This window comes from Gilvimarinus sp. F26214L (assembly GCF_054401055.1).
Genome location: NZ_JBTIYG010000001.1, coordinates 67,803 through 90,942 on the forward strand (window position 1 = coordinate 67,803; position 23,140 = coordinate 90,942).

Annotated in this window: 18 protein-coding genes and 1 pseudogene; 7 read left to right on the forward strand and 12 right to left on the reverse strand. The window is 59.0% G+C overall.

The features are described from left to right. Positions 1-9 precede the first annotated feature (9 nt). Entirely contained in the window at positions 10-396 is a 387-nt protein-coding gene (locus ACURWW_RS00280; RefSeq protein ID WP_445615006.1) for a S41 family peptidase, read from the reverse strand. Between the two features lie 244 nt (positions 397-640). Between ACURWW_RS00280 and ACURWW_RS00285 the strand changes: the two genes are divergently transcribed. Next, the gene (locus ACURWW_RS00285) at positions 641-1,522 is read left to right on the forward strand and encodes a class I SAM-dependent methyltransferase (RefSeq protein WP_445615007.1); all 882 of its coding nucleotides are present in this window, start codon (positions 641-643) and stop codon (positions 1,520-1,522) included. 73 nt (positions 1,523-1,595) lie between these two features. On the opposite strand, the gene ACURWW_RS00290 is transcribed toward ACURWW_RS00285, so the two are convergent. Further along, on the reverse strand, positions 1,596-2,345 hold the full coding sequence (locus tag ACURWW_RS00290) for an SDR family oxidoreductase (RefSeq protein ID WP_445615008.1): 750 nt from the start codon (positions 2,343-2,345) through the stop codon (positions 1,596-1,598). 186 nt (positions 2,346-2,531) lie between these two features. Continuing rightward, positions 2,532-3,182, reverse strand: coding sequence for a TetR/AcrR family transcriptional regulator (locus ACURWW_RS00295; RefSeq protein ID WP_445615009.1), 651 nt, complete (start codon positions 3,180-3,182; stop codon positions 2,532-2,534). A 403-nt stretch (positions 3,183-3,585) separates the two neighbouring features. Between ACURWW_RS00295 and ACURWW_RS00300 the strand changes: the two genes are divergently transcribed. Next, on the forward strand, positions 3,586-4,692 hold the full coding sequence (locus tag ACURWW_RS00300; protein WP_445615010.1) for a hypothetical protein: 1,107 nt from the start codon (positions 3,586-3,588) through the stop codon (positions 4,690-4,692). 144 nt (positions 4,693-4,836) lie between these two features. After that, positions 4,837-5,442 (forward strand): PDZ domain-containing protein, encoded by a 606-nt coding sequence (locus ACURWW_RS00305; protein WP_445615011.1) that lies wholly within the window; start codon positions 4,837-4,839, stop codon positions 5,440-5,442. 74 nt (positions 5,443-5,516) lie between these two features. Here the strand turns inward: ACURWW_RS00305 and ACURWW_RS00310 are convergent, their stop codons facing one another. Beyond that, positions 5,517-6,737, reverse strand: coding sequence for a cation:proton antiporter domain-containing protein (locus ACURWW_RS00310; protein WP_445615012.1), 1,221 nt, complete (start codon positions 6,735-6,737; stop codon positions 5,517-5,519). A gap of 108 nt (positions 6,738-6,845) precedes the next feature. Continuing rightward, positions 6,846-8,246, reverse strand: a complete 1,401-nt coding sequence (locus ACURWW_RS00315) for an L-serine ammonia-lyase (protein ID WP_445615013.1) — start codon at positions 8,244-8,246, stop codon at positions 6,846-6,848. A gap of 243 nt (positions 8,247-8,489) precedes the next feature. On the opposite strand from ACURWW_RS00315, the gene ACURWW_RS00320 reads away from it, so the two are divergent. Further along, entirely contained in the window at positions 8,490-8,948 is a 459-nt protein-coding gene (locus ACURWW_RS00320) for a cupin domain-containing protein (protein WP_445615014.1), read from the forward strand. A gap of 6 nt (positions 8,949-8,954) precedes the next feature. Here the strand turns inward: ACURWW_RS00320 and treF are convergent, their stop codons facing one another. After that, entirely contained in the window at positions 8,955-10,610 is a 1,656-nt protein-coding gene (gene treF, locus ACURWW_RS00325; RefSeq protein WP_445615015.1) for an alpha,alpha-trehalase TreF, read from the reverse strand. 234 nt (positions 10,611-10,844) lie between these two features. Here treF and ACURWW_RS00330 point away from each other — a divergent pair, with 234 nt between their 5' ends. Then, on the forward strand, positions 10,845-11,912 hold the full coding sequence (locus ACURWW_RS00330) for a sensor histidine kinase (RefSeq protein ID WP_445615016.1): 1,068 nt from the start codon (positions 10,845-10,847) through the stop codon (positions 11,910-11,912). Between the two features lie 91 nt (positions 11,913-12,003). Next, positions 12,004-12,876, forward strand: a complete 873-nt coding sequence (locus tag ACURWW_RS00335; protein ID WP_445615017.1) for a PHP domain-containing protein — start codon at positions 12,004-12,006, stop codon at positions 12,874-12,876. A gap of 37 nt (positions 12,877-12,913) precedes the next feature. On the opposite strand, the gene ACURWW_RS00340 is transcribed toward ACURWW_RS00335, so the two are convergent. From ACURWW_RS00340 to ACURWW_RS00355, 4 genes and pseudogenes are all read right to left on the reverse strand, one after another. After that, positions 12,914-13,180 (reverse strand): hypothetical protein, encoded by a 267-nt coding sequence (locus tag ACURWW_RS00340; protein WP_445615018.1) that lies wholly within the window; start codon positions 13,178-13,180, stop codon positions 12,914-12,916. A gap of 92 nt (positions 13,181-13,272) precedes the next feature. Beyond that, complete coding sequence (uvrA, locus tag ACURWW_RS00345) at positions 13,273-16,038, reverse strand: excinuclease ABC subunit UvrA (RefSeq protein WP_445615385.1); 2,766 nt, start codon at positions 16,036-16,038, stop codon at positions 13,273-13,275. A 60-nt stretch (positions 16,039-16,098) separates the two neighbouring features. Beyond that, positions 16,099-18,948, reverse strand: a pseudogene (gene uvrA, locus ACURWW_RS00350) (excinuclease ABC subunit UvrA); the annotation flags it as partial. A 106-nt stretch (positions 18,949-19,054) separates the two neighbouring features. After that, positions 19,055-19,912 carry a PA4780 family RIO1-like protein kinase gene (locus ACURWW_RS00355; protein WP_445615386.1) on the reverse strand — a complete coding sequence of 286 codons (858 nt, stop codon included), beginning with the start codon at positions 19,910-19,912 and terminating at the stop codon, positions 19,055-19,057. 367 nt (positions 19,913-20,279) lie between these two features. Here ACURWW_RS00355 and dbpA point away from each other — a divergent pair, with 367 nt between their 5' ends. Further along, positions 20,280-21,674: an ATP-dependent RNA helicase DbpA gene (gene dbpA / locus ACURWW_RS00360; RefSeq protein WP_445615019.1), complete on the forward strand. Its 1,395-nt coding sequence runs from the start codon at positions 20,280-20,282 to the stop codon at positions 21,672-21,674. On the opposite strand, the gene ACURWW_RS00365 is transcribed toward dbpA, so the two are convergent. Together ACURWW_RS00365 and ACURWW_RS00370 are read right to left on the reverse strand one after the other, a co-directional pair. Then, positions 21,671-22,231 carry a hypothetical protein gene (locus ACURWW_RS00365; RefSeq protein WP_445615020.1) on the reverse strand — a complete coding sequence of 187 codons (561 nt, stop codon included), beginning with the start codon at positions 22,229-22,231 and terminating at the stop codon, positions 21,671-21,673. The two genes, dbpA and ACURWW_RS00365, sit on opposite strands and share 4 nt — an antisense overlap. Before the next feature lie 311 nt (positions 22,232-22,542). Then, positions 22,543-23,031, reverse strand: a complete 489-nt coding sequence (locus ACURWW_RS00370; RefSeq protein ID WP_445615021.1) for a hypothetical protein — start codon at positions 23,029-23,031, stop codon at positions 22,543-22,545. Positions 23,032-23,140: the final 109 nt, after the last annotated feature.

Here is a 23,140-nt window from a genome sequence, read left to right on the forward strand (position 1 = left end):
TCTTGATCGCTAACGTGCCACTCGGATAACTTCCAGAATGGCCCGCTCCAGCTGCGGGTCATCATGATGGCCATGGTCAGGTGCAACTTCGATGTCCGGAGAGATACCTTTCCCTTCGATCTCGCGATCGTCCAGGAACATGCCAAATACTGCCAGATAGAGAATCAGCCCGCGGTCCTCGTTTGCGAAGCCGCCGAGGCCACCCACGAATGCGCCGGCGGTGGTCGTTCCTACCAGTGTAGCCCTAGCTGTTTTTTTGAACTGATATGCAAGCGCCTCCTTCCCGCTTCTCACGCCCCCGTTTATAAGAACGACCAAAGGACCTGAGTAGTAAGAGTCATTCGTTTTTTGTTCAGGCTTCATGTACTCCGTTTCGCCTTGGCGATCAAGGCTCATGGCGACGAAGTAATCAGTCGGCTTTACTCCAGCGCTCCAACGGCGGTTTCGGGCCGGCCGCGCTGGCGGCCCGATGACGCTGCCCTCGACGATTGTACAGGCACCCGGACGAATTGACCCTGGTCGGAGAATATTGTCGTGAAATTAGTTGGATTGCTCTAGCTCAAGCGGAACCATTTTTTGTCGATTGATTCTCAATTGACACAATAACCCGCACGCCTGTCCGACTCCACGGAGGCACCCCATGACGCAGACCAAAAACGATCTCAGATACGGGCTTGGCTCTTTGCTCGCACGTGTTCTTCCGCACCGGACCGCCCTTATCCAGGAAAACTTCACACTGCCGTATTGGAATCCGGAAATCCGCAACGACAGAGTGGATCGATTGATCCGCTACGCCATCGCCCGGCAGATGACCACCCGTGAGCCGGAACATAGACTTGAATCGATTCATAAACAATTCTGGCGAGGGCATTCGAAGGACGGCTGGTTTTCTGCGACACGGGACCGGGTTGACGATCGCCCGGCTCATGTGGAATCCACGCTGGAGCAAATCCGGGACCTGGTTGAGGCGCTCGGCATTCGGCATGTGTGTGAATTCGGAACAGGGAACGGAAAATTCCTGCACTTGCTGCGTAAGCGCTTCGGCCCAAGCCTTAGTTATACCGGCATTGATATCTGCGCCGACCAGATCGACGCCAACCGCCGGACGTACTCGGGAATGGAGTTTGTCGCTGCGGATGTCTGTGAGTGGGTTGACCGGAATCCGAGTGATAACACGCTTTATCTGACTTACGGCGGCGTACTGGAATATCTGTGCCGCTCGAGCGTTCAACGGCTATTTGCATCGATCGCCCAGCGGAGCCATAACTCATTGGTAGCGCTGTTGATCGAGCCTCTTGGCTCGGACCACGATCTCGAGGCGGAAACTCGATCCATGACTTATGGCGGGGAATATTCGTTTTCGCACAACTATCCGTTTTTGCTCAAATCGGCCGGATTGGAGGTTGTGCAAAACATTGAGTTGGACTACCTGTGCCGCCGCGTCACGGTTCTCGCGACCAATGGCGTGAACAGGAAGCAAGAACCAGCTCAGCTTCAGGCCGACGAAGCGGTCCCTGCGTGACCGAGCCTAAGGGAAGTCGCATACGGCTCTTCACCACGTACACCGGGATTTCAGGCCCTGGCGGGCGCCTGCGCTACATTTCCTGAATGAATGGCCGCACCAGGATTTCACTCACGGAAACACGTTGTGGCTGACTGACCGCGTAGAGTATCGCTTGCGCAATATCCTGCGGCTGGAGGATATCAGCCTCGGGCGCGTAGAAACCGCCCTCCCCGGTCACCGCCTCGCGGGTTTCCTCGTGGCCGATTGACTCGTGGAGTTCTGTGGCGACTGCTCCGGGTTCAACGGCCGTCACTCGAACGCCGTAGTTCAGGGCCTCCTTGCGCAGAGCGTCTGATATTGCGCGGACACCGAATTTGGTTCCGCAGTAAACCGCGCTGCCGGGAAAGGTGACTCTCCCGGCCACGGAGCCCAGGTTCAGTATATGCCCCCGCTCCCGCGCCGCCATGCCCGGAAGAACGGCATGAATCGCGTACAGCAGACCTTTCAGGTTCACGTCGATCATTTGCTCCCACTCATCGACTCTCCCGGCCAGCATGGGAGCCAATGGCATGACACCAGCGTTATTGACGAGAATGTCTATGCCACCGAGTCCTTCCAGTTCTTTCCCGAGGGCTTCCATGGCTACGCGATCGCTTACGTTCACCGGTTTGACGACTACCTTCTTTTCGCCGACTTTCTTCGCCAGTTCATGCAGCCGCTCTTCCCTGCGAGCGGAAATCACCACCTCTGCGCCCGCGTCCGCCAGCACTGTTGCAGTGGCCTCGCCAATTCCGCTGCTCGCGCCGGTTATCCACGCCCGTCGTCCCTGCAGGTCAACCATTTCCCTTCTCCGAATTTGATTACCAACTACTCCTGGACACTCTTTCATCAGGCAATCGGTATACCAGTACTCTGCTCATCCGCTCCGGCGCATGCACACAGTCGGGTTTCAGGTCACGAGGTTCATGAGTCGGAGATATCGCATCACCCCAATAACCAAATGTCAGCAGAAAAAAACAAGCCCGAATCACACATCCAGCCGATGATCGCTGGACACCGCAAGGAATATTTCCAGGGCATTGGTGATTACCTTGTCCGGGGAGGTGCTGAACTCGTCCAGCACCCATTGGATCGCAATCTGCAGGATCGCACCAACAAGGCCGATACTGATTACCCGGCGGGCATCTTTGGACCGCGGGCTGCCTGTACCAAAAAGATTGAGATTGGGGTGTTCCACAAGCGCCGCCAGATTGCGGACCGCTTTCTGGTAATGTCGGTCAACCCGCGGGCTGACTCCGAGAATCTCAAAAAGCAACACCCGTGCACGCCGCGCGTCGGTATGCACGTAGTGAAAGAACGCATCGAGGAACTGCTGAATCCTTTCTTCCGGGTGATAACCCTCATGGTCCACGATCTGTCGCAGCCGCGCATCGACGTCTGCGGCCACACTATCGAACAGGTCGACAAGAAGCGCTTCCCGGTTGGCAAAGGACTCGTAGAAATAGCGTTCGGTAAGGCTTGCACGATTGCAGACCATCTTTACGGAACAGGCGCGGTAGCCCTTGGTTCCGAACAGTTCAATACCTGCTGACATCAGCGCCTTTCGGCGCACTTCTCTGCGCTCCTCAAGGTTTGCCTGCGGATAACGGCGTTTGCGGCTTGGGGTAGTCTGATCCATGGGTCCAACCTTATTTGTCCTTAAAAGCCTGCTGCGTCATTGTCGAGTGGCGTCTATTTCCCTGTCAAAGCAGATGCCAAGGTGCCCTGATGATACTGAAGATCTTCATTGGTATCGGGCCAGGCGCGTCATGCATCTTCCACTTTGCGATGGAGGGAAAGCTTACCTTACCACTCTTGCGCCTGGTTATTATTCCGTCAAGGGATATGGCCTGTGACTCTGCAATGCACAATCTCAAGTTTTTCCGATTCTCTCTGTGACTACTCGGTTTTATGATTGACATGAGCCCATGTCAGCAATAATGTACCTGACACGGGGTCGTGTCACATTCCTCCTATGGCTCCGCGCTGTTGATATCCCAAGAAGTACTCAGCTCATCTCTCACTTACAGGAGCAGAAGACTATGAATACGAATAGGGTTAACGGCTTAGCATTTCTGCCGCTATTGTTAGCGCTTTCCTTTTTAACGATGGGTTCAGCCAATGCCACGGAACAGACCACCACTGTTCGTTGGGGGCCGATCACTATCCCGGCCATGGGTCACTCCGAGCAGATCGCGGGGGTTGACGGTTTCCGGGCTTCGCTGGTGGGCCTTTACGAGGAAGTTGCGGACTATGACGTTCCGAAGCCATGTGAAGACTGTTACATCACGGGCATCGTACCGAACCTGGTCACGGCGGACGGAGCCACCGGCAATTACAACAACGGACTCATGCTTCACCATGTTGTCAACTTCAACTTCTCGCGACCGGATGTAACCTGCCGGCCCAACATCTTCAGCAGTCAGGTCATCAAGCAGTTGGGCGGCATCGTTGGGGGCAACGAGCGATACTTCGCAGCCGGCAACGAACGCACTGTATCCGAGATGGCGGAAGGTTTCGGTTACTACGTGGCTGCCGGTGACGAGTGGGGACTGGCCTACCACCTGATGAACATGGCCATGGAAGAGCAAACCGTTTACTTTGAGTTCACGTTCACCTGGGAACCGGCCAGTGAATTCAGCGGGGAACGCGTTCGTCCCATCTGGATCGACATTGATCAATGCAACGATTCGGAGCGCACGGCCGTGGCCGGTTACAACGATCTGAAGTGGTCCTGGGAGGCCGATCGTTCTCACCAGGTTACTGATATCGGCGGACACGTCCATGACTTCGGTATCAGTACCGCGTGGAAGAATGAAACCACAGGTGACAACATCTGCACTTCGGTAGCCGGGTATTCTGCCGGTTCTCAGTTTGCGCCGATCGGCAGCGGAACTGGCGCGGACAGTGCCCACCCCACCTCGTACAACACCGTGTCCTCGGATCCGATTGGATTGGGCAACTACAACGGCCATATAAGCGATATGACAAGTTGCTCCGACGGAGACAGTGGGCCCAAAATCAACAAAGGAAATCAGATGCAACTCCATACCCAGATCTATCGCCCCGACGTAGAGGAAGGGGACATGGGTATCATGGTTGGATTCATGGACGAAGACTTCTGCATCACCAATTACTGGTGCCTGTAACACTTTATTGCCTGAAATAAGGGGAAGGTAGTAACTCAGGGCGTCATTACTGGCGCCCTGCTCGTCCCAACTGGAACTCAGGGGAAGCTCATGCCACGTCGTGCAAGGGTGATATCGCTATTGTTGGTCGCAACGGCTCTGTCATTGGCCATCTGGCATTGGGGGCTTGAAGATCAGTTCGCCTCCAACGAGGCGGTGACAGAACAAAGTAACGATGCTCTGGCCCCGGGTGCGTCAGGGGATCCACCCGCGGAGGTTGCCGACAGCCAAACAGCGGGATCGGATGTTGCCGATGGGCAACGAGCAGACATAACAGTGGAACAGGAACCGGCACCACCACCGGTAATGTCGGAGGAAGAGGCCCGGCGACACCGCCGTATGATCGCGCTCAACCAGGCAGCGCAAAATCGCTTCGACGAGACTGTTGCCATGGACAAGATCGATCCGGCTCAAATCCAGCCGGCTGTACGGAACCTGTTCAATAGCCTTACCCTGGAGCCGCACTTCGATGTTGAGCAGGGCCGTGAAGGTTTCGTTTCGGGTATGCGCATAGCCGAGTTATCTGCTCGAAACCCGCTGGCTGAAGCCGGATTCCAAGCGGGTGATCGCCTCGTCCGTTTCGACGGGCAGCCGTTGGAGGACCCTTCACAGATTGCACACCTGTTTGCCTCATTGGGCGAGAGCTTTGAAGTCTGCGCAGAACGCGAGACGGGCGAGTATTGCCGCATTATCAATTTGCCAAAGAGCTGACAGGCCGACGGTCGGGACCGAGGTCGCATTCACTCCCTGCCCTGCCCCCCGCTCTGCGGAGGCGACACAACAAGTCATCGGGCGCCGCGTCGATACAGGTGTGAAAACGGCGTGGCACTGAATCCGTGTACGACGATCGACGCAACCACTGCAAAACTGACCAGCGGCCAGAGCTCCGGCAGCTCGGTCCTATGTTGGGCCATGATCGCATAGTAAAGCGCCGCCACGCCTATCGGGCCAAACCATCCTGCAAACAGTGCGTCCGGCTGTGTTGGCAGATCCCGGGTCCGGCCCGCCAGAACAACCATCACCGGCAGCCGACGGAATACGAGCACGCCCAGTGTTGCAAAGCAGAGCGACCAGCCGAGTGCAAGCCATTCGCTGACCGGGAGCAGCAGTCCCAGCAGGATGAAAACCGGCGAGGTAAAGAAGCGGTCAACCCCTTCGGTGACGCGCGCTTCCTGCTGCCGCTCCCGCGCGTCAACCTGCCAGTCGAAGGCGATTCCGGCAGCAAACACAGCCAGAATGCCGTCGCTGCCGATCAGCTTCACACCGGCCAGAACGGTCAGCGCCAATGCCGTACTGATCATCAGAATCGAGGGTTGCTCAATGAGGTTTCGCTCCTCGGCTTTTCGCAAAGCGACGCCCGCGAGGTAACCGGCTGCGATGCCCAGCGCGATCGCACCGAGAATCTTGCCCAGGAATACGTGCAGCATGTTGATCGACAGGGATTCTTCGGCTGTCAGGGTGAGCATAAAAATACCAACCGCCGCGAACAGATAAGCCAGACCATCGTTCGCACCGGACTCGGCAGAAATGATGTGGCGAAGATATGCGGGCAGGTTTTCCTCCGCCACTGGCCCCGTCACCACCGCCGAAGCAACCACGGGATCCGTCGGGGTCAGGATGGCGCCAACCAGCAGAGCTGCTCCAAGGGAGAAGCCAAATATAGTGCCCACCACGAGGCTGCTGGTGAGCCACATGAAAGGCATCACGAACACGAGAACGACAGCCACTGAGCGCCAGTTGTCCCGCACATACTCTTTGGGGAGCCGCAGCGCCACGCCCATCAGTCCAACCGCCAGAGCCAGGCGACACACCTGCTCGAGAATGGCCATCGGATCGCCCCATGACTCCGGTCTGAGTAGCGCGAAGCCATTCGGCCCCAGGGCGACGCCCAGCAGGAGCAGTACTACTGAATCGGGCACCCCATAACGTTTGAGAGGTTTTGAGAGCAGACCAAGAACCAGGGCACTGCCCGCAACCGCAAGAACCCCAACGTTGAACTCTCGCATCCGCTGAATCCCTTCAATCCCGTGTGCCGCTCGCGGGCGGGCAAGTGATCCTCGACAGTCGGCCCGCTCAGGTGTTCCGTCATCCGGTTTCGCGCGAGGTTCAACGGACTAGCACTCGATGATATTGACCGGCACCTCGATCACGTTAACCGCCAGCCCACCTCGCGCGGTTTCCTTGTACTTGTCCTTCATATCCCGTCCGGTATCGCGCAGGGTCTTTATCACCTTGTCCAGGGAAACAAAATGAGAACCGTCGCCGCGCAATGCCATGCGCGCAGCGCTTATTGCCTTGATGGAAGCCATTGCATTGCGCTCGATACAGGGCACCTGCACCAACCCGCCCACCGGATCACAGGTGAGACCCAGGTTGTGCTCCATGGCGATCTCCGCCGCGTTTTCCACCTGCTGAGGTGTACCGCCCAATACTTCGGCCAGACCGCCCGCGGCCATGGAGCAGGCGGAACCCACCTCCCCCTGGCATCCCACTTCGGCGCCGCTGATGGAGGCATTTTCCTTGAAGAGGATGCCAATGGCCGCCGCAGTCAGGAGGAAGCGGATAACGCCCTCCTCGCTGGCGCCTGGCACAAAGCGCCAGTAGTAATGCAGCACAGCAGGAATGATCCCCGCCGCTCCGTTGGTGGGCGCCGTCACCATGCGCCCGCCGGCGGCGTTCTCCTCATTGACGGCCAGGGCGTAAAGCGTGACCCAGTCCAGGGCGGTGAGCGGGTCGGCCAATGCGGCCTCCGGGTTCTCAAGCAATTGTCGATACAGCTTGGGAGCCCGACGCTGAATGTTGAGTCCTCCGGGAAGAAGACCTTCGTTCCGGCAGCCGTTCTCCACGCACTCCTGCATCACTTGCCAGATGTGCAGCAGGCCGGCACGGGTGTCCGTTTCCGGTCGCCAGGCCTCCTCGTTGTTCAGCATGAGGCCGGAAATACTCAGGTCGCTGCTGTCGCAATGGGCCAGAAGTTCTGAACAGGATTTGAAGGGATAGGCCAGCTGCCGGGTATCTTCGATGATTGGATCGCTGTCGGCGGAGGCACCCTCCACTACAAAGCCGCCACCCACTGAATAAAACGTATTTGCCAGCAGTACCTGCCCTGCTTCATCGAAGGCCCTGAACTCCATACCGTTGGGATGGAGGGGCAAGGATCGACGGCGATGGAGCACAAGGTCCTCGCCGTCGGTAAAAGTGATCAAATGGCGGCCGGCAAGACGCAGTTGTTTATGTTCGCGAATATTGGCGACCCGCCCGGCAATCGCGCCGACATCCACCGTTTCCGGCACCTCTCCTTCGAGGCCCAGAAGAACGGCCTTGGGAGTTCCGTGGCCCTTGCCGGTGGCGCCCAGCGACCCATACATCTCGGCCTGGATACGACTCACGGCGGCAAGCCGATCAGTTTCAAGGAGGTTATCGGCAAACTGTTTCGCCGCCCGCATGGGGCCCACAGTGTGGGAACTGGACGGCCCGATGCCGATGGATAGCAAATCGAATACGCTGATGGCCATAGATAAGTCGCTGGTTAGTAAAAGAATGCAGTACGCGCCCTGGCTCTTGCCTCGGATTGGCTCTGCCGGGCTGGTGTTGGCGCCCGGTCCCGGCCGACCAGCAGTCTAATGCATCTGTCAGCTTGCACAAAGTGTCCACTTGATCGCGCTTGTAGCTCGGGGGCAAACATTTCACTCAGCACGCAATCGAAGGCAATACCACTCGCGGGGCAAACACTTCTGCAAGCTTGTTGGAGGATACCAATGGCATTACACCACGCGACACCCGGCGAAATTGTTGACCTTCGGCTGGGAAAAACACTACCCCAAGCGATCAATACGACTCTTCTGAGATCCGATCACATACAGGTGTTTCGGGTGGTGCTGCGGAAGGGGGAGGAGTTCAGCGATCACGCGGTTCCGGGGGAAATCACCGTGCAGTGTCTGGAAGGCTTGATCGAGTTTCGGATCGGGGAGAACAGCGTCCAGAAACTGACACCCGGGCACCTTCTTTATCTCGATGGCGGGGAGCCGCATGCGCTCAAAGGGCTGGAAGATTCCTCGGCACTGGTCACGATCTATCATCCGCGCCAATCAAGTGAAGCGTCGAGCCCGGCAAACCAGGATGAGGCGAAACAAAAAATCGAGGAAATGCTGGACGAAGCCGGCCGCGAGTCCTTCCCTGCCAGTGATCCACCGGCCTGGATCTCCCGTCCATTCTAGGAGTGTTCATTTATTGCGGCGGGGTGAACGACACCGTGTCGCCGGGTCCTCGGGGAGCGCGCGGAGCAGGCAAGCCACAACGCCGTTGGTCCAGCCGAACCCGTCCTGGAGAGGATACTCGCCACCGGTTGCGTGCTCGATGGTGGGCCGCAAAACATATTTTTCCACCAGTTTGCTTTCGGCTTCGTACAGTTCCGAGACGATCAGCAGCCAGCGATGGGCTATGGTTTGTGCCAGGTCCGTGTAACCATAATCCGTAAAACCCTGAGTGGCCATGAACTGGAGAGGGGCCCATCCATTGGGCGGGTCCCATTGTTCACTGCTGCCCTCCGCTTCCGTGGTTCGAATGCCTCCGGGCGCCAGCATCCGATCCTCCACAATTGCCGCGATACGCCTGGCCTGGGTGGCGCTGGCGCAGCCAACGAACAAGGGCGTCACCGTCGCGGCGGTCAGATTGCTTCGCGGTGTGCACGACTGCCAATCGTAATCGAAGAAGGCCCCCTCCAGTTCGTTCCAGAACCATCGGTTGATGGCCTCCCGGCGCTGGCCCTCCCGCTGGTGAAATTCCTCCGCGGCCACTTTTTCCCCCTTGCGCTCACTGAGCCGGGCAATCTGCTGCTCCAATTTGAGCAGGAAGCAGTTGAGGTCGACGGGCAGAATACCCGTAGTGCGTATGCTTGCAATGTCTCGCGCATCGTCCAGCCAGCGCGAACTGAAATCCCAGCCCGATTCCGCGCCCGCGCGCAGATCGCGATAAACCTCATGAACGGGCCGATGAGACCGTCGCGCGGTCAGCACATCCTCCGCGTAGGACTCCTCGCGGGGCGAATCCCGGTCGTCCCAGTAGCGATTCAGCACCGCACCATCGGGGAGGCAGACGCTCCGTCGATGGGCCTCGCCCGGCCGCAACTCGCGGGCGCCATCCATCCACCAGGCGTGTTCCTGCCGCAGAGCCGGGAGGTAGTCCACCGCGTTACAGACCCGGTTCTTTTCGAGCAGCTCCACCAGGAGAGAAAACACTGGCGGTTGAGAGCGGCTGAGATAGTACGCGCGGTTGCCATTGGGAACATGGCCATAGGTATCGATCAGGTAGGCGAAGTTGTCCAGGATGGACAAGAGCAGATCCTCGCCCCGGGCGTACTCGCTGTCCAGAAGCCCGATCACCGTAAAGTAGGAATCCCAGTAGTAAAGTTCACCGAAGCGGCCGCCTGGCACCACGTAGGCGTATGGCAGAGGCAGCAGCGAAGACTGGTGCGGCGACTTGCGAGGGCTGCGGGTCAGGACCGGCCAGAGTCTCTCAATGTGCTCTCCAAGGGTACAGTCCGGATCGGCAACGAACGAGCTTGCCGGGACCTCATCCACGGAAAAATGCTCCCGCACAAACTCATGCAGATCAAAACCCCGCTCGTAGCAGCGGCTCCGGTATAGGTCCAGGATCTGTTCGGGCTCCAACCGCGGAACGCAATCGACAAAAGTTTTACTGTCCTCGAATACCCGGCTCATCTGAACGTCCACGAAGAGCTCCTGGTATCTATCCGCCGGCGTCAGTGTGTCGGCCTGTGAGGCGGACAAGGTCGTTGCTGCCGAGCGCCAGCGCTGGGGCGATGAGTCCGAGGCTGAGGTATCGCCCCGAGTCTCCCTCCGGGATTTTCGTTCTGTCATGGTCCACCCAGTGCCCTGCTGCACTTCGTTTCAGAACCGAACTCCCGGTCCCCATGCTCAGGAATCTGAGATTACGCGGCCGCCGCGCGGTTCCCTGCCGGCAGAGAGCCGTTGCCGCTGAAGCTGGCATCTCATTTGTTGGCGCCAAGCTTGCTACCAAGCTCAGTGGTGTTTATCCGCGCCGTTTGGTCGACCAGGCGGCATTGCAAGACGTTACAGACTGAGGCTCATCGAATGATATTGGCGGACTTGATTGAACAGAATCCGGACAAACTGATTGCGCGCTGGAAACGAACTGTTGCGGAACAACTGGGCAGCGAGCTGGACGAGCTTCAGCTCGTCGACGACCTTCCGCCGTTTCTCGAGTGCCTGGTCACGACGCTGCGAAGTCCGGCCGGTGAATGGCCGGCCTGTGATTGGGCGCAGATTCACGGTCGCCAGCGAATGCAGGTGGGTTTGGATATCGCCGGGCTGACGGAAGAGATGTCGCTCCTGCAAGAGTCCGTTCTCGGACTCGCCCGCGAGCAGGGTGTGGATCCTTCCAGCGCTGACATTCAACAGCTCATGCGGGTCATGGGGCGCGGCACAGCATTGGCCGTGCGCTCCTATTTCGAACTCTGGGAGCGCAAGTACACGGATGAAGTGGCTCAGCATTTTGCCTTTGTGGCTCACCAGATTCGCAACCCGCTCAACAGTGCGACGCTGATTGCGGAGATCCTCGGCATGGTTCCGGAGGAGCAGCGCGAGGGGCAGATTGCCCGCCTGCGCCGCTCATTGACGCGGCTTTCCAAACTGGTGGACGACTCGCTCATCGACGCCCGCCTTCGGGGTACACCCGAGCTGGACCTGCAACGGGTGACCGTGGCGGAGTTGGTGGAGGAGGCCTACAACGAAGTCGCGTTTCAGGCGGACGAGCGGGAAGTTATCGTCGAACGCAATGTGGAGCCCATGGAATGGGAAGTGGACCCCAAACTGATGCTTTCAGCCATGACCAATTTGTTCTCAACAGCGCTCAAATTCAGTTGCCGGGGTGGTCGCATCCGGGTGCAGGCGCAGCAGTGCAATGATGAGGCACTGTTTACGGTGGAAGATCAGTGTGGTGGGCTGCCCGAGGACTTTCAATTATTTGAGCCGGTTCGGAAAAAGGAGTACCGGACCGGATTCGGCCTCGGTCTGTCTCTCGTGAAGCAGGTTGTGGAGGCCCACCACGGAACGATTGATGTGCACAACAATCCCGGCGAAGGGTGCAGTTTTCTGTTAAACGTACCGCGGCAGCAAGGTGGCGGAGAGGTGCGACATTAGGTCTGCGCCCTCTTTCACTGGTCACCTCTTCCAATGGGGGGCACCGGCCACGCCGGAACCTGCTAGAATGGCTCGCGCCAGAAGTCCCAGTTTGAAGAGTCCTCCCGATTCCATGAATCCCGAGCCCACTGCCTTACACAACATCAATGCCGATCTGCATTGCCACAGCACCGCGTCCGATGGCGGGCTCAGCCCTTCCGCCGTGGTTGAGCGGGCCGTTGAACAGGGGGTGGAGATACTGGCGATCACTGACCACGACAACTACGACGGCTTTACGGAAGCACAGAAGGCTGCTGAAGGGCGCGGTATCCGATTGATATCGGGGATCGAGTTCAGCACGGTGTGGATGGGGATCAACATCCATATTGTAGGGCTGGATTTTGATCCGCTGCTCCTGAGAGATGCGGTCCGGCGGCAAAAGGCCGCGCGAGAGGAACGCAGCCTGAAGATTGCCCGGCGGCTGGAGAAAAAGGGCCTGACCGGTGCACTGGCGGGCGCACGGCGATACGCCACCAGCGAAATCGTTGGCCGGCCTCATTTTGCTCAATACCTGGTGGCCGAAGGGTTATTCGAAACGGAGGCGGAGGCGTTTAAAAAATGGCTGGGATCCGGAAAGCCCGGCGACGTCAAGACCAGTTGGCCCGACATCGAGACCGTAGTGGCGGACATCAACAAAGCGGGCGGCCATGCGGTACTCGCGCACCCGCACAAATACAAACTGACTAACCGCAAGCTCAACAAGCTGCTGGCGGAGTTCAGCGCCTGCGGCGGTTCTGCACTGGAAGTCTGCGGTTCCGGCCTGACCGCGGAGAGAATCGAATACTTTGCCGCCCTGTGCCAGCGTCACGGTCTGGCGGCATCCCGGGGCAGTGACTTTCACACATCCAGTAATCCCTGGATCGAACTCGGACGGGTACCTTCGCTGCCCGCGAATGTAACCCCGATCTGGCAGTTATTTAACTGAAAGCCCTCCCTGCTCCCGTCACAGTGCCATACATTTCCTAATCCGGTTCTGAATCCTGGCGACGCTCGATAAATACTGCTGCGACGATGAATGCACTTTGGCCGAACTTCCACAGGCAGCCGAGCCACAACACGAAGAATGTCGCTACGGAAAGAAAGTTCATGTCGCCCTCCCCCTGGGCTGCCAGGGCCGCAAGGGTGGCAATGACCATCAGGCAGGCAACACCCCAGCGGATCAAAAGCGGCACATGGGTTCTGAGCTCTTCGTTGGCGACAGAGACGTCGGTCTTTCTCGGGTTACTCATGCTGTTCCTCGTAAAACCGCTGGGGCGATCTGCAAACGCCGCAGCGAAACAATGTGTGGTGCGCGGATTGCGAGTTGTTAAAGTCAATCCGCCTAACCAATGACCTCGGCCAGAAACTGGCCGGTGTGTGAGCGCTTTCGCTTGATCACGGTTGCCGGCGCCCCCTGGGCGATAACTTTGCCTCCCTGGCGGCCCCCTTCCGGGCCCATGTCAATGATCCAATCGGCTTCGGCGATTACATCCAGGTTGTGCTCGATCACCAGCACGGAATTGCCAGCGTCCACCAGGCGATGCAGGACTCTCAGGAGCTTTTCCACATCGGCCATATGCAAACCCACCGTGGGCTCGTCCAGCACATACAGGTTGTGCTGAGCCGTGCGGCCACGGGCGTCTTCCGGCGTCATGCGGGCTTTCGCCAGCTCGGCAACAAGTTTGATGCGCTGGGCTTCACCGCCGCTGAGGGTCGGACTTTGCTGGCCGAGGGTCAAATAGCCCAGCCCCACATCCTGCAGCAGACAAAGAGCGTGGTGAACCCGGGTGATGGGTTCGAAGAAGGCAGCCGCCTCATCGATATCCATCGCCAGCACTTCGCCGATATGCTTATCTTTATAGCGCACACTCAGGGTTTCGTCATTGAAACGCCAGCCGTGGCACACATCACACGGAACGCGCACGTCGGGCAGGAAGTTCATTTCGATCTTCTGCATACCCTGACCGCCGCAGGCCTCGCAGCGGCCATCGCCGGCATTGAAGGAAAAGCGGGCGGGCGTGTAGCCGCGCAGGCGCGCATCCACAGTGCCGGCAAACAGTTTACGGATCGCGTCCCAGATACCGATGTAGGTGGCAGGACAGGAGCGCGGAGTCTTTCCGATCGGGGTCTGATCCACCTCCAGAATCCGGTCGATGCCTTCCCAGCCGGTAATTCGGCTCGCGCCCCGCCAAACATGCTTGCGCTTGCGCTTTCCCCCAATTGCAGTCTTCAGATTCGGGTAGAGAACACCGCGCACCAGTGTGCTCTTGCCGCTGCCGCTGACACCGGTGATGGCTACCAGTTGCCGCAGAGGGACACTGACAGTCACTCCCGCCAGATTGTTCTGCCGCGCGTCCTCGATGTGGAGCTTTTCCCGGGGCCACAGTTCGCGCATGGCCTGGTTTCTCAATTCCGGCAGCGGGTGGCGCAAGGGCGCGGAGAGCATTTTCCCGGTCAGGGAATGTCTGTTGCGCATGATCTGCGCGAGACTTCCGCTGGCCACGACCTCACCGCCGTTGACACCCGCCTGGGGGCCCATATCGATCAGGTGATCCGCTTCGCGCAAGGTGTCTTCATCGTGCTCCACAACGATCACCGTATTGCCTTGCTGCTGCAATTCGCGCAAGGTTTCGATGAGCTTGCGGTTGTCCCGGGTGTGCAGGCCGATGGTTGGTTCGTCCAGAACGTAGCACACACCCTGCAGGCTCGAACCGAGCTGAGCCGCCAGGCGAATGCGCTGGGCCTCTCCCCCACTCAGGGTTGGCGCGGCGCGATCCAGTGACAGATAGTCTAGTCCCACTTTCTGCAGGAAGCGAAGGCGACTGTGCATCTCCGCCAGCAGGTCGCGGGCGATGGTCTGTTCGCTGACCTTGAGCTTCAGTTTGCCAAACCACTGTTCGGCGGCGTCCACCGGCAATGCGGCCAGCTCGGCGATGGAGCGATCGCGAAAACGCACCGAGAGCGCGGTCGGGTTGAGCCGCTGGCCATCGCAGGCCGGGCAAATCCGTTCGCCGTCTTCTTCGCCCTCTTCCGGCAGCCAGTAGCTTTCCTCCCCGGTTTGCTCCTCGTCGAAGCCCGCAATCACGACCCCCGTTCCGTAACAGCTTTCACACCAGCCATGTTTGCTGTTATAGGAAAACAGTCGCGGGTCCAGCTCCTCAAAACCACAGCCGCAACCGGGACACGCGCGCTCGGTAGAGAACAGGCGCTCTCCGGTTCGGCCATTGTTTCCGGCACGGCTTTTCGCAGCTCGTTTGCTCACTGCCTTTTTGTCGCTGGCAGCAGGCGCAACAATGACAACGCCGTTGCCCATGCTCAAGGCCTGTTCCAGCCCCTGGGCCAACTCCTGCTCGTTGCCGGCGGACACGCTCAAGGTCATCAATGGCAGCTCGATGTCGTGCTCTTTGTAACGGTCCAGTTTGGGCCAGGGATTGGTCGGCTGAAATTTGCCGTCCACCCGCAGATGGGAGTAGCCGCGCTCCGCTGCCCATTGGGCCAGTTCCCGATAGATGCCTTTGCGGGCGACCACCATGGGCGCTAGCAGCGTCACTTGCTGGCCCCGGTATTCCTTTTGAATCCTGGCCAGAATGGCAGCAGGAGTCTGGGGTTCGATGGGCACATTGCAACTGGGGCAATACTGGGTGCCCAGCTTTACGTAGAGCAGCCGCAGGTAGTGATAGATTTCGGTGAGGGTCGCGACCGTGCTCTTGCGGCCACCCCTGCTGGTCCGTTGTTCAATGGCCACCGCCGGGGGGATGCCGTAGATCGCATCCACATCCGGCCGGGAGGCCGGCTGTACGAACTGCCGCGCGTAAGCGTTCAGGGATTCCAGATAGCGCCGCTGGCCTTCACCAAAGATCAGGTCGAACGCCAGGGTACTTTTGCCGCTGCCACTCACCCCGGAGATGACCGTGAGCTTATCTCGGGGAATGGTGACGTCGATGTTCTTCAGGTTGTGTTCACGGGCGTGGTGCACGCTGATCACGCGCGCGGATTTGGCCGTTCGCTTTTTCCCGCTGAACGCGGCCGGGGCCAGCGCCGCCCCCCGGTCCAGGGATTGCTCATATTCCCGCAACGCCCTGGCGGTATAACCCTGACCGCCGGCCATGATTTGGGCGGGCGTGCCCGCAGCCAGCAACTGACCACCCAGGTCGCCCCCCTCGGGTCCGATGTCTATCAGCCAGTCTGCTGCGCGAATCACATCCAGATTGTGCTCAATCACGAGCAATGAATGCCCGGCGCGGAGCAGCTGGCGGAAGGCGTCCATTAATGTGGCGATATCGGCGAAGTGCAGTCCGGTGGTCGGTTCGTCGAACAGGAAGAGGGTGTGCTCCCCTTCCTTGTTTTTCGGGGAGGAAAGGGAACTGGCCAGGTGCCCCGCCAGCTTCAGGCGCTGGGCCTCCCCGCCGCTCAGGGTCGGAACCGCCTGCCCCAATTGCACATAGTCCAGCCCCACGTCGGCCAGAGGCTGGAGGCTGCGCAGCACCTCCGCCTCCTCGCGGAAGAAGGCAAGCGCCTCGGCAACCGTCATTTGCAACACATCGGCGATGGAAACCGCTTTCCCGCTTCCGTCATTGGCTTCGCGCAGCAGCTTCACTTCGAGGATCTCATTGCGGAACCGGCGGCCGTCGCAGTCCGGGCAGCGCAGGTAGACGTCGCTCAGAAACTGCATTTCCACGTGTTCAAAGCCATTACCCTGACAGGTGGGGCAGCGACCGTTGCCCGAATTGAAACTGAAGGTTCCCGGCGTATAGCCCCGCTCTTTGGCCAGCGGCGTGGCCACGAAAAGTTTGCGGATGGCCCCGTAGGCACCGACATAGGTTGCCGGTGTGGACCGCGTGGTTTTGCCGATGGGGCTCTGGTCCACCATCACCACTCCGTGAACCTGTTCCATGCCTTCGATCCCCTCGTGCGCACCGGGGGCTTCCGTCTGTTCGCCGCGGAATTTAAGCAGAGCCGGGTAAAGCACCTGCCGCATGAGGGTGGATTTGCCGGAACCGCTCACGCCGGTCAGGCAGACCAGCCGATTGAGCGGAATGTCCACGTCGATATTCTTCAGGTTGTGCGCCCTGGCACCGCGAATGCCGAGACGCTGCAAGGATGCGCCGGATTGCTCCGGCGCCGGCGCGCTCAGGTACGCGGGTGAAGCTTCGCCAATCCCATGATCGGGCTTGGTGGCAACCACCTGCTCCGCCCCCGAGAGGTAGCGGCCAGTGAGATTGCTTCTGCGCTTCAGGAGCGCTTTGGGTGTGCCGAAGAACTGGATATCCCCGCCCAACCGTCCGGGACCGGGGCCAATATCCAGAATCCGGTCCGCGGCCAGGATGACCTGCGGATCGTGCTCAACCACCAGCAGGGAATTGCCGGCGTCCCGCAGCCGGTGTAGTACCCGAACCAGGCGCTGAATATCTCTGGGATGCAAACCGGTGCTGGGCTCATCCAGCACGAACAGAGTGTTGACCAGGGAGGTGCCGAGGGCCGTAGTTAGGTTGATGCGCTGCACCTCACCGCCACTCAGGGTCCGGGACTGGCGGTCGAGGGTCAGATACTCCAGGCCGACTTCGCACAAATAGCTCAGACGGGACTGAATTTCCGTCAGCAACAAATGGCTGGCTTCATCCATTGCGCTGCCAGGGGCAGACGAGTCCGCGCTTTGGTCCACCTCGGCGAAGAACTCCCGGCAACGGGACAAAGGCAGACTCATGAGTTCCTGAATATTAAGGCCGGGAAGTTGATCAAGCCTGTCATCCGGCAGGCTTGAACCCGAGGGCTTCAATCGTTTGCGGCCTTCCAGCGCGTGTTCGGCCGCTGCAAATGAACCCACTCGCCACCACAGGGATTCGGGTTTGAGGCGCGCGCCCCCGCACGCCTGGCAGGGGGTGTAGGCGCGGTATTTGGAGAGCAGTACCCGGATGTGCATCTTGTAGGCTTTGCTTTCCAGCCAGTTGAAAAAGCCCCGGATGCCGTACCACACGCCATCGTCCCAATGCCCTTCCCCCTCCAGCACCCAATTGCGATCTTTATCGCTGAGCTCGGCCCAAGGGACGGTAATCGGCACCCCGCGCTTTTTGGCGAACTTCAGCAGGTCCCGCTGTACCTCCGCATTGCTGGGAGTCTGGATGGGCTTGATCGCGCCCTGTTTGAGACTTTTGCCCGCATCCGGAATGACCAGGCCCCAGTCCACCCCGATCACGCGGCCGAAGCCGCGGCAGGTCTCACAGGCCCCGATGGGCGAATTGAAGGAGAACAGACTCGGGCTCGGTTCCGGATAGCTGATGTCGCAAGCGGGGCAGTGATGATGGCTGGAGAAACGCGCCGGCGCACCGGGCTGCATGTCCGCATCCAGTGGATAGATGAGCACGTGACCCTTGCCCAGATGAAGCGCTACCTCGACCGCTTCGGTGAGGCGACCACGGTTGTCCTCGTTCAGCCGCAGGCGGTCCTGCACCACTTCCACCCGGTTGCCGGAACGGCTGTGCACGCGGGCGTAGCCCTGCTGGTTCAGCAACTGCAGAACCTCATCGTCACTGAGTTTCTCCGGGACGTTGATGGGCAGGCACACCATCAGCCGCTGATCGAGCGGCAAGTCTCGATAGAGCGCTTCCACAACGCTCTGCGAGGTATCCATAACCACCTCGCGCCCGCAGGCGTGGCAGAACAGGCGCGCCAGTCTCGCGAACAGCAGCTTCAGATAGTCGTTCAGCTCGGTCATGGTGCCCACCGTGGAGCGGGAGGTGCGCACGGTGTTGTTCTGCTCGATGGCGATTGCCGGCGGAATCCCTTCGATGCTGTCCACCGCGGGCTTGTCCATGCGGTCCAGAAACTGGCGGGCGTAGGCGGAAAAGGTCTCCACGTAACGGCGTTGCCCCTCGGCGTAAACCGTATCAAAGGCCAGGGTGGACTTGCCGGAGCCGCTCACTCCAGTGACGACCACCATTTCACCCAGGGGAATGTCGAGGTCGAGATTTTTGAGGTTGTTCTGGCGGGCGCCGCGGATTTTGATGGCGTCGAAGGTCATGTACAGGTTTCCGGATAATTCGATTAGCTGTGCGAATATACAGGAGTCGGCGTTCGCGGCCAAGCCGATGCGAAGCGGTATACCTGGGCCAGAGTTGCTCCCCCGGTTAGCCTTCCTCAGCCTCGGCACGCTGGCGGGCGAGGCGGTCCGCTTCTTCCTCCTTCGCCGCGTCGATCACCGCCATCAGTTCCGCAACATCGGCATTCGCGGTGTTGTGCGCAAAGCGGCCTGCCAGCGGAATATCCGGGTGTAAATCACCGTCTTCATAGAGTTGCCACATTTCCCTGGCGTAGTCTGTTTGGAGCAGCTCAGGGGCGAAGCGGCCGAAGTACGCACGCATGTTGTTAACATCGCGCTCCAGCATCATGGCAGCGCTGTTGTTGCTGGCCGCGTTGACCGCCTGGGGCAAGTCAATGATCACCGGGCCCTGCTCATCCAGAAGCACATTGAACTCCGACAAATCCCCGTGAACCAGGCCGGCGCAGAGCATTCGCACCACATCGGTGATCACTTGCCCGTGATAGTCCCGGGCCTGCTCGGCCGTTAAGGTGACATCATCCAGCCGCGGTGCCGCATGGCCTTCGGCATCCTGAATCAGATCCATCAGCAGAACGCCGTCGACAAACCCCCGCGGCTGAGGCACGCACACCCCCGCCCGCGAAAGGCGATAGAGCGCATCCACTTCAGCACTTACCCAGGCGTTCTCCTGCTCCTTCTGCCCATAGCGGGACTTTTTGGACATGGCACGCGCCCGGCGGCTGTTGCGCACTTTGCGCCCTTCCTGATACTGAACCGCTTGCTTGAAGCTGCGCTGTTTCGCCTCTTTGAAAACTTTCGCGCAGCGCACGTGCTCACCACAGCGCACCATATAGACCTGCGCCTCCTTGCCGCTCATAAGCTGGGTAATCACCTCGTCAATCATGCCGTCGTCGACCAGAGGTTGCAGTCGCTTCGGTGTCTTCATATAGCCCTTTTCGGTTTGTCTCATGTATCGCCGGCGTCAGCCCTTCCCGGCGCCGGTTGCCCGCCCCTCCGTACGGAGCGCTCGGGCCGCAGACGACGGCCTGTGCGCACTATATCGAATCCGGTGTAGAAGTTCGCCTTAAATCTTTGTTTTTTCGGATATTTAACTCTTAACAATCTACTTTAAGTTGAGCGAAGCGTGGCCCAACAAAGGGGTTCAGTGTTTGACGCCTTGTTGGGTTACGGCCTCGGCCTAACCCAACCTACGGTACCGGGCCCGCATTGGCGTGTCCGGCACGAGTACGTGCCGCAAGCGCAATCATCCGCAGCCCTATATACTGCGCCACCATTCCAGATTCCGAGACGCCGTGACCAGCCCAGCCTTCAGTACCCTTCAACTGCCACCCGCCCTGCTCCACAATCTCAACGAGCTCGGGTACCAAACCATGACCCCGATTCAGGCCCAGGCTCTACCGCTTGCCCTGGAGCGCCGGGACCTGCTCGCCCAGGCCAAGACCGGCAGCGGCAAAACCGCCGCGTTTGCCATTCCCGTCCTGATCCAGCTCAATCCCAGGTACTTCGGAGTTCAGGGCCTGGTGCTCTGCCCGACCCGTGAGTTGAGCTCGCAGGTGGCTGCGGAAATCCGCCGCCTGGCCCGCTACCGGGAAAACATCAAGGTGGTTACGCTGAGCGGCGGTCAGGCCATTGGCCCCCAGATTGGCTCCCTCGAGCACGGAGCACATATCGTTGTGGGCACCCCGGGACGGATCAAGGATCACCTGCGCAAGCAGACTCTGGACCTGTCCGGAGTCAAAACCCTGGTTCTTGATGAAGCCGATCGCATGCTGGAAATGGGATTCATGGAGGACATGGAGACCATCATCAGCCACACCCCCGCCACTCGCCAGACTTTGCTCTTCTCGGCCACCTACCCAGAAAACATCAAGGCACTCAGCGGCAGGTTCCAGCGCAATCCCGAGCAAGTAACCGTAGCGGCCCAGCATGCGGCGGCGGCAATCAGGCAGCGTTTCATCCTCACCAGCGCACAGCAGAAAAACGAACACCTCATACGCGCGCTCCAGCACCTGCGCCTGCCCTCGGCGGTAGTGTTCTGCAACACAAAGCAGACTTCCGAGGAAGTTGCACGGTATCTGGACAGCCGCCGCTTCAACGCCCAGGCCTTGCACGGCGATCTGGAGCAGCGGGATCGGGACCGGGTACTGACTCAGTTCAAGCACCAAAGCTGCAACATCCTCGTGGCCACGGACGTGGCCGCACGCGGTCTGGATGTGGAAGACCTGCCAATGGTGATCAATTACGACATGCCACGGGATCCGGAAATCTATGTTCACCGAATCGGTCGCACCGCGCGCGCCGGCAAAGAAGGCGTGGCGCTGAGCCTGATGGAAGAAACGGAGCGTTACAAGCTGGACAGGATCACCGTTTACCTGGACGCGAGCAGAATGGACCTCCGCGACCAACCCGAGAACGCCGACGAACTTGCGATCGACCCGCAGTTCAGCATGCTCCCCAGCAAAAAGACCCTCGTTATTGCCGGTGGCCGCAAGGACAAAATCCGCCCCGGCGACATCCTGGGCGCGCTAACGGGCGACGCGGGCATCCCCGGTGAAGCAGTGGGCAAGATCGACATCGCCGATTTCAGCGCTTATGTGACGCTCGACATCCAACAAGCGGATAAAGCCCTGGAGCGTCTGAGCGGAGGCAAGATCAAAGGGCGCCGCTTCAAAGTACGGAGGCTTTAGGGGGTGGGGAGTGGGTCCGGGTGACCGGGTCTGGAGCCGTCCTGGTCGGACAGTACCACGTTTACGCGAACAGGATCTGATTGGAACCCGCGATATTTGACGTAGATTTCCAGTACGGCCCCAGGTTCCGGCATTTGGGGCAAGTTGTCGAAAACATCCATGCGATAGTTCTTAGCGTATATCGCTCCACTGGGTAGCGAAGCATAGTAGTCGGGATCCGGACCGGGCGGTTGAGCAATCACCACTGAGATTCCTTGTCGCGCAAGGTGCCATCCACCATCAACGCGCACTCTTTCCATTTTCTCACCGGTACTCAAGTTAGTGACGACAAAACCGATCTTTCTGGACAGGTCGTGCCAGATTTCCTCTTGCATGCCGGCTTGAACAAAAACAGAGAACACCCCTTCGATCGGAAGTTCGCCACTGTACGTTCGGTCGTGTGGAGACTGGTCGCGCCTCCAGGTGTCACTCTGCTGCGTCAACTCGGTTACAAACACTCTTTCCGGAGCCTGAAGGGTCAGACCCTGGAAATTTCCGTCGGGGAGAAGGTTTAACACGTTCAGGCTCCTGGCACCACGAACATTGCAACTTGAGGTATCGGTGGGGGAAGTACCACTCTCCGCCCAGGTCAGCGAAGCACAAAAGAGCAGCAGCCCGGACCCGACGTGGCGGAGAGTTGGTTTCATTGCCAATGATTAAAATTCATTCGAATTCTACAAGTTAAGTCCGGGACCAGGGAATACCTCGTGGCGCCTCGAGGGTGCGCCGTCCCCAGCTTACGCTAGTCCGGCGGAAATCCGTTGACTCGCTTACTGAATTATTTTCTTTGCCGCCCAGCCCGTGAGCTCCCGGTTCGGGTCCATTTTACTTATATGCTTGCCGACACTTTTATGAATGAGAATCGTGCTTGGGCTTTCCTGTAATCGGAAGAGCAAGGCATCCTTTGCCTTTCCGCGTCAATGGCCAACTCCTTGAAGTTAAAGTTACCTGGAAAGGTTTCGGTGTAGGTGGATCGTTCAAGATCCGCACACTTTATTATTCCGAGTATATTAACGAGGTAGTACCCGTCCCACACCATATCATCGACTTCGCTCTTCACCAATGCGGGAAATTTTTCCAGATTGTCGACACCGGCACCCTCCAGGATTTTCACAAATCGTCCGGACATCGCGGGGAAGCCTCCGTCGCTGAAATCAGGCACCTTATCCCCGACTTCCGCTTTCGTCCGGAAGATGAACGGGTTGTCAACGGGTTCTTGTATGACGCTACCCTGCATGAAGTTGAGGTCCCACGGCAGCCCTAGAGGCTCATGGATTCCGTGCTTTACCAACACATCGGAAGTTAGTTTAAAGTACATTGATAACTAAAGCTCAAGAGCCCTTATCCATGTAGTGAATACTTCCACGCACTTAGTTCCAGATTGGCATCAAGAGGCGTATCCGCGGCGGTGGGTGCTGCCTTTCAAG

What these genes read in the sequence shown, in the direction of transcription:
- ACURWW_RS00280 (WP_445615006.1), bottom strand. Translation starts at nt 396, where the DNA reads ATGAGCCTTGATCGCCAAGGCGAAACGGAGTACATGAAGCCTGAACAA.
- ACURWW_RS00285 (WP_445615007.1), top strand. Translation starts at nt 641, where the DNA reads ATGACGCAGACCAAAAACGATCTCAGATACGGGCTTGGCTCTTTGCTC.
- ACURWW_RS00290 (WP_445615008.1), bottom strand. Translation starts at nt 2,345, where the DNA reads ATGGTTGACCTGCAGGGACGACGGGCGTGGATAACCGGCGCGAGCAGC.
- ACURWW_RS00295 (WP_445615009.1), bottom strand. Translation starts at nt 3,182, where the DNA reads ATGGATCAGACTACCCCAAGCCGCAAACGCCGTTATCCGCAGGCAAAC.
- ACURWW_RS00300 (WP_445615010.1), top strand. Translation starts at nt 3,586, where the DNA reads ATGAATACGAATAGGGTTAACGGCTTAGCATTTCTGCCGCTATTGTTA.
- ACURWW_RS00310 (WP_445615012.1), bottom strand. Translation starts at nt 6,737, where the DNA reads ATGCGAGAGTTCAACGTTGGGGTTCTTGCGGTTGCGGGCAGTGCCCTG.
- ACURWW_RS00315 (WP_445615013.1), bottom strand. Translation starts at nt 8,246, where the DNA reads ATGGCCATCAGCGTATTCGATTTGCTATCCATCGGCATCGGGCCGTCC.
- ACURWW_RS00320 (WP_445615014.1), top strand. Translation starts at nt 8,490, where the DNA reads ATGGCATTACACCACGCGACACCCGGCGAAATTGTTGACCTTCGGCTG.
- treF (WP_445615015.1), bottom strand. Translation starts at nt 10,610, where the DNA reads ATGACAGAACGAAAATCCCGGAGGGAGACTCGGGGCGATACCTCAGCC.
- ACURWW_RS00330 (WP_445615016.1), top strand. Translation starts at nt 10,845, where the DNA reads ATGATATTGGCGGACTTGATTGAACAGAATCCGGACAAACTGATTGCG.
- ACURWW_RS00340 (WP_445615018.1), bottom strand. Translation starts at nt 13,180, where the DNA reads ATGAGTAACCCGAGAAAGACCGACGTCTCTGTCGCCAACGAAGAGCTC.
- uvrA (WP_445615385.1), bottom strand. Translation starts at nt 16,038, where the DNA reads ATGGCCGGCGGTCAGGGTTATACCGCCAGGGCGTTGCGGGAATATGAG.
- ACURWW_RS00355 (WP_445615386.1), bottom strand. Translation starts at nt 19,912, where the DNA reads ATGAAGACACCGAAGCGACTGCAACCTCTGGTCGACGACGGCATGATT.
- ACURWW_RS00370 (WP_445615021.1), bottom strand. Translation starts at nt 23,031, where the DNA reads ATGTACTTTAAACTAACTTCCGATGTGTTGGTAAAGCACGGAATCCAT.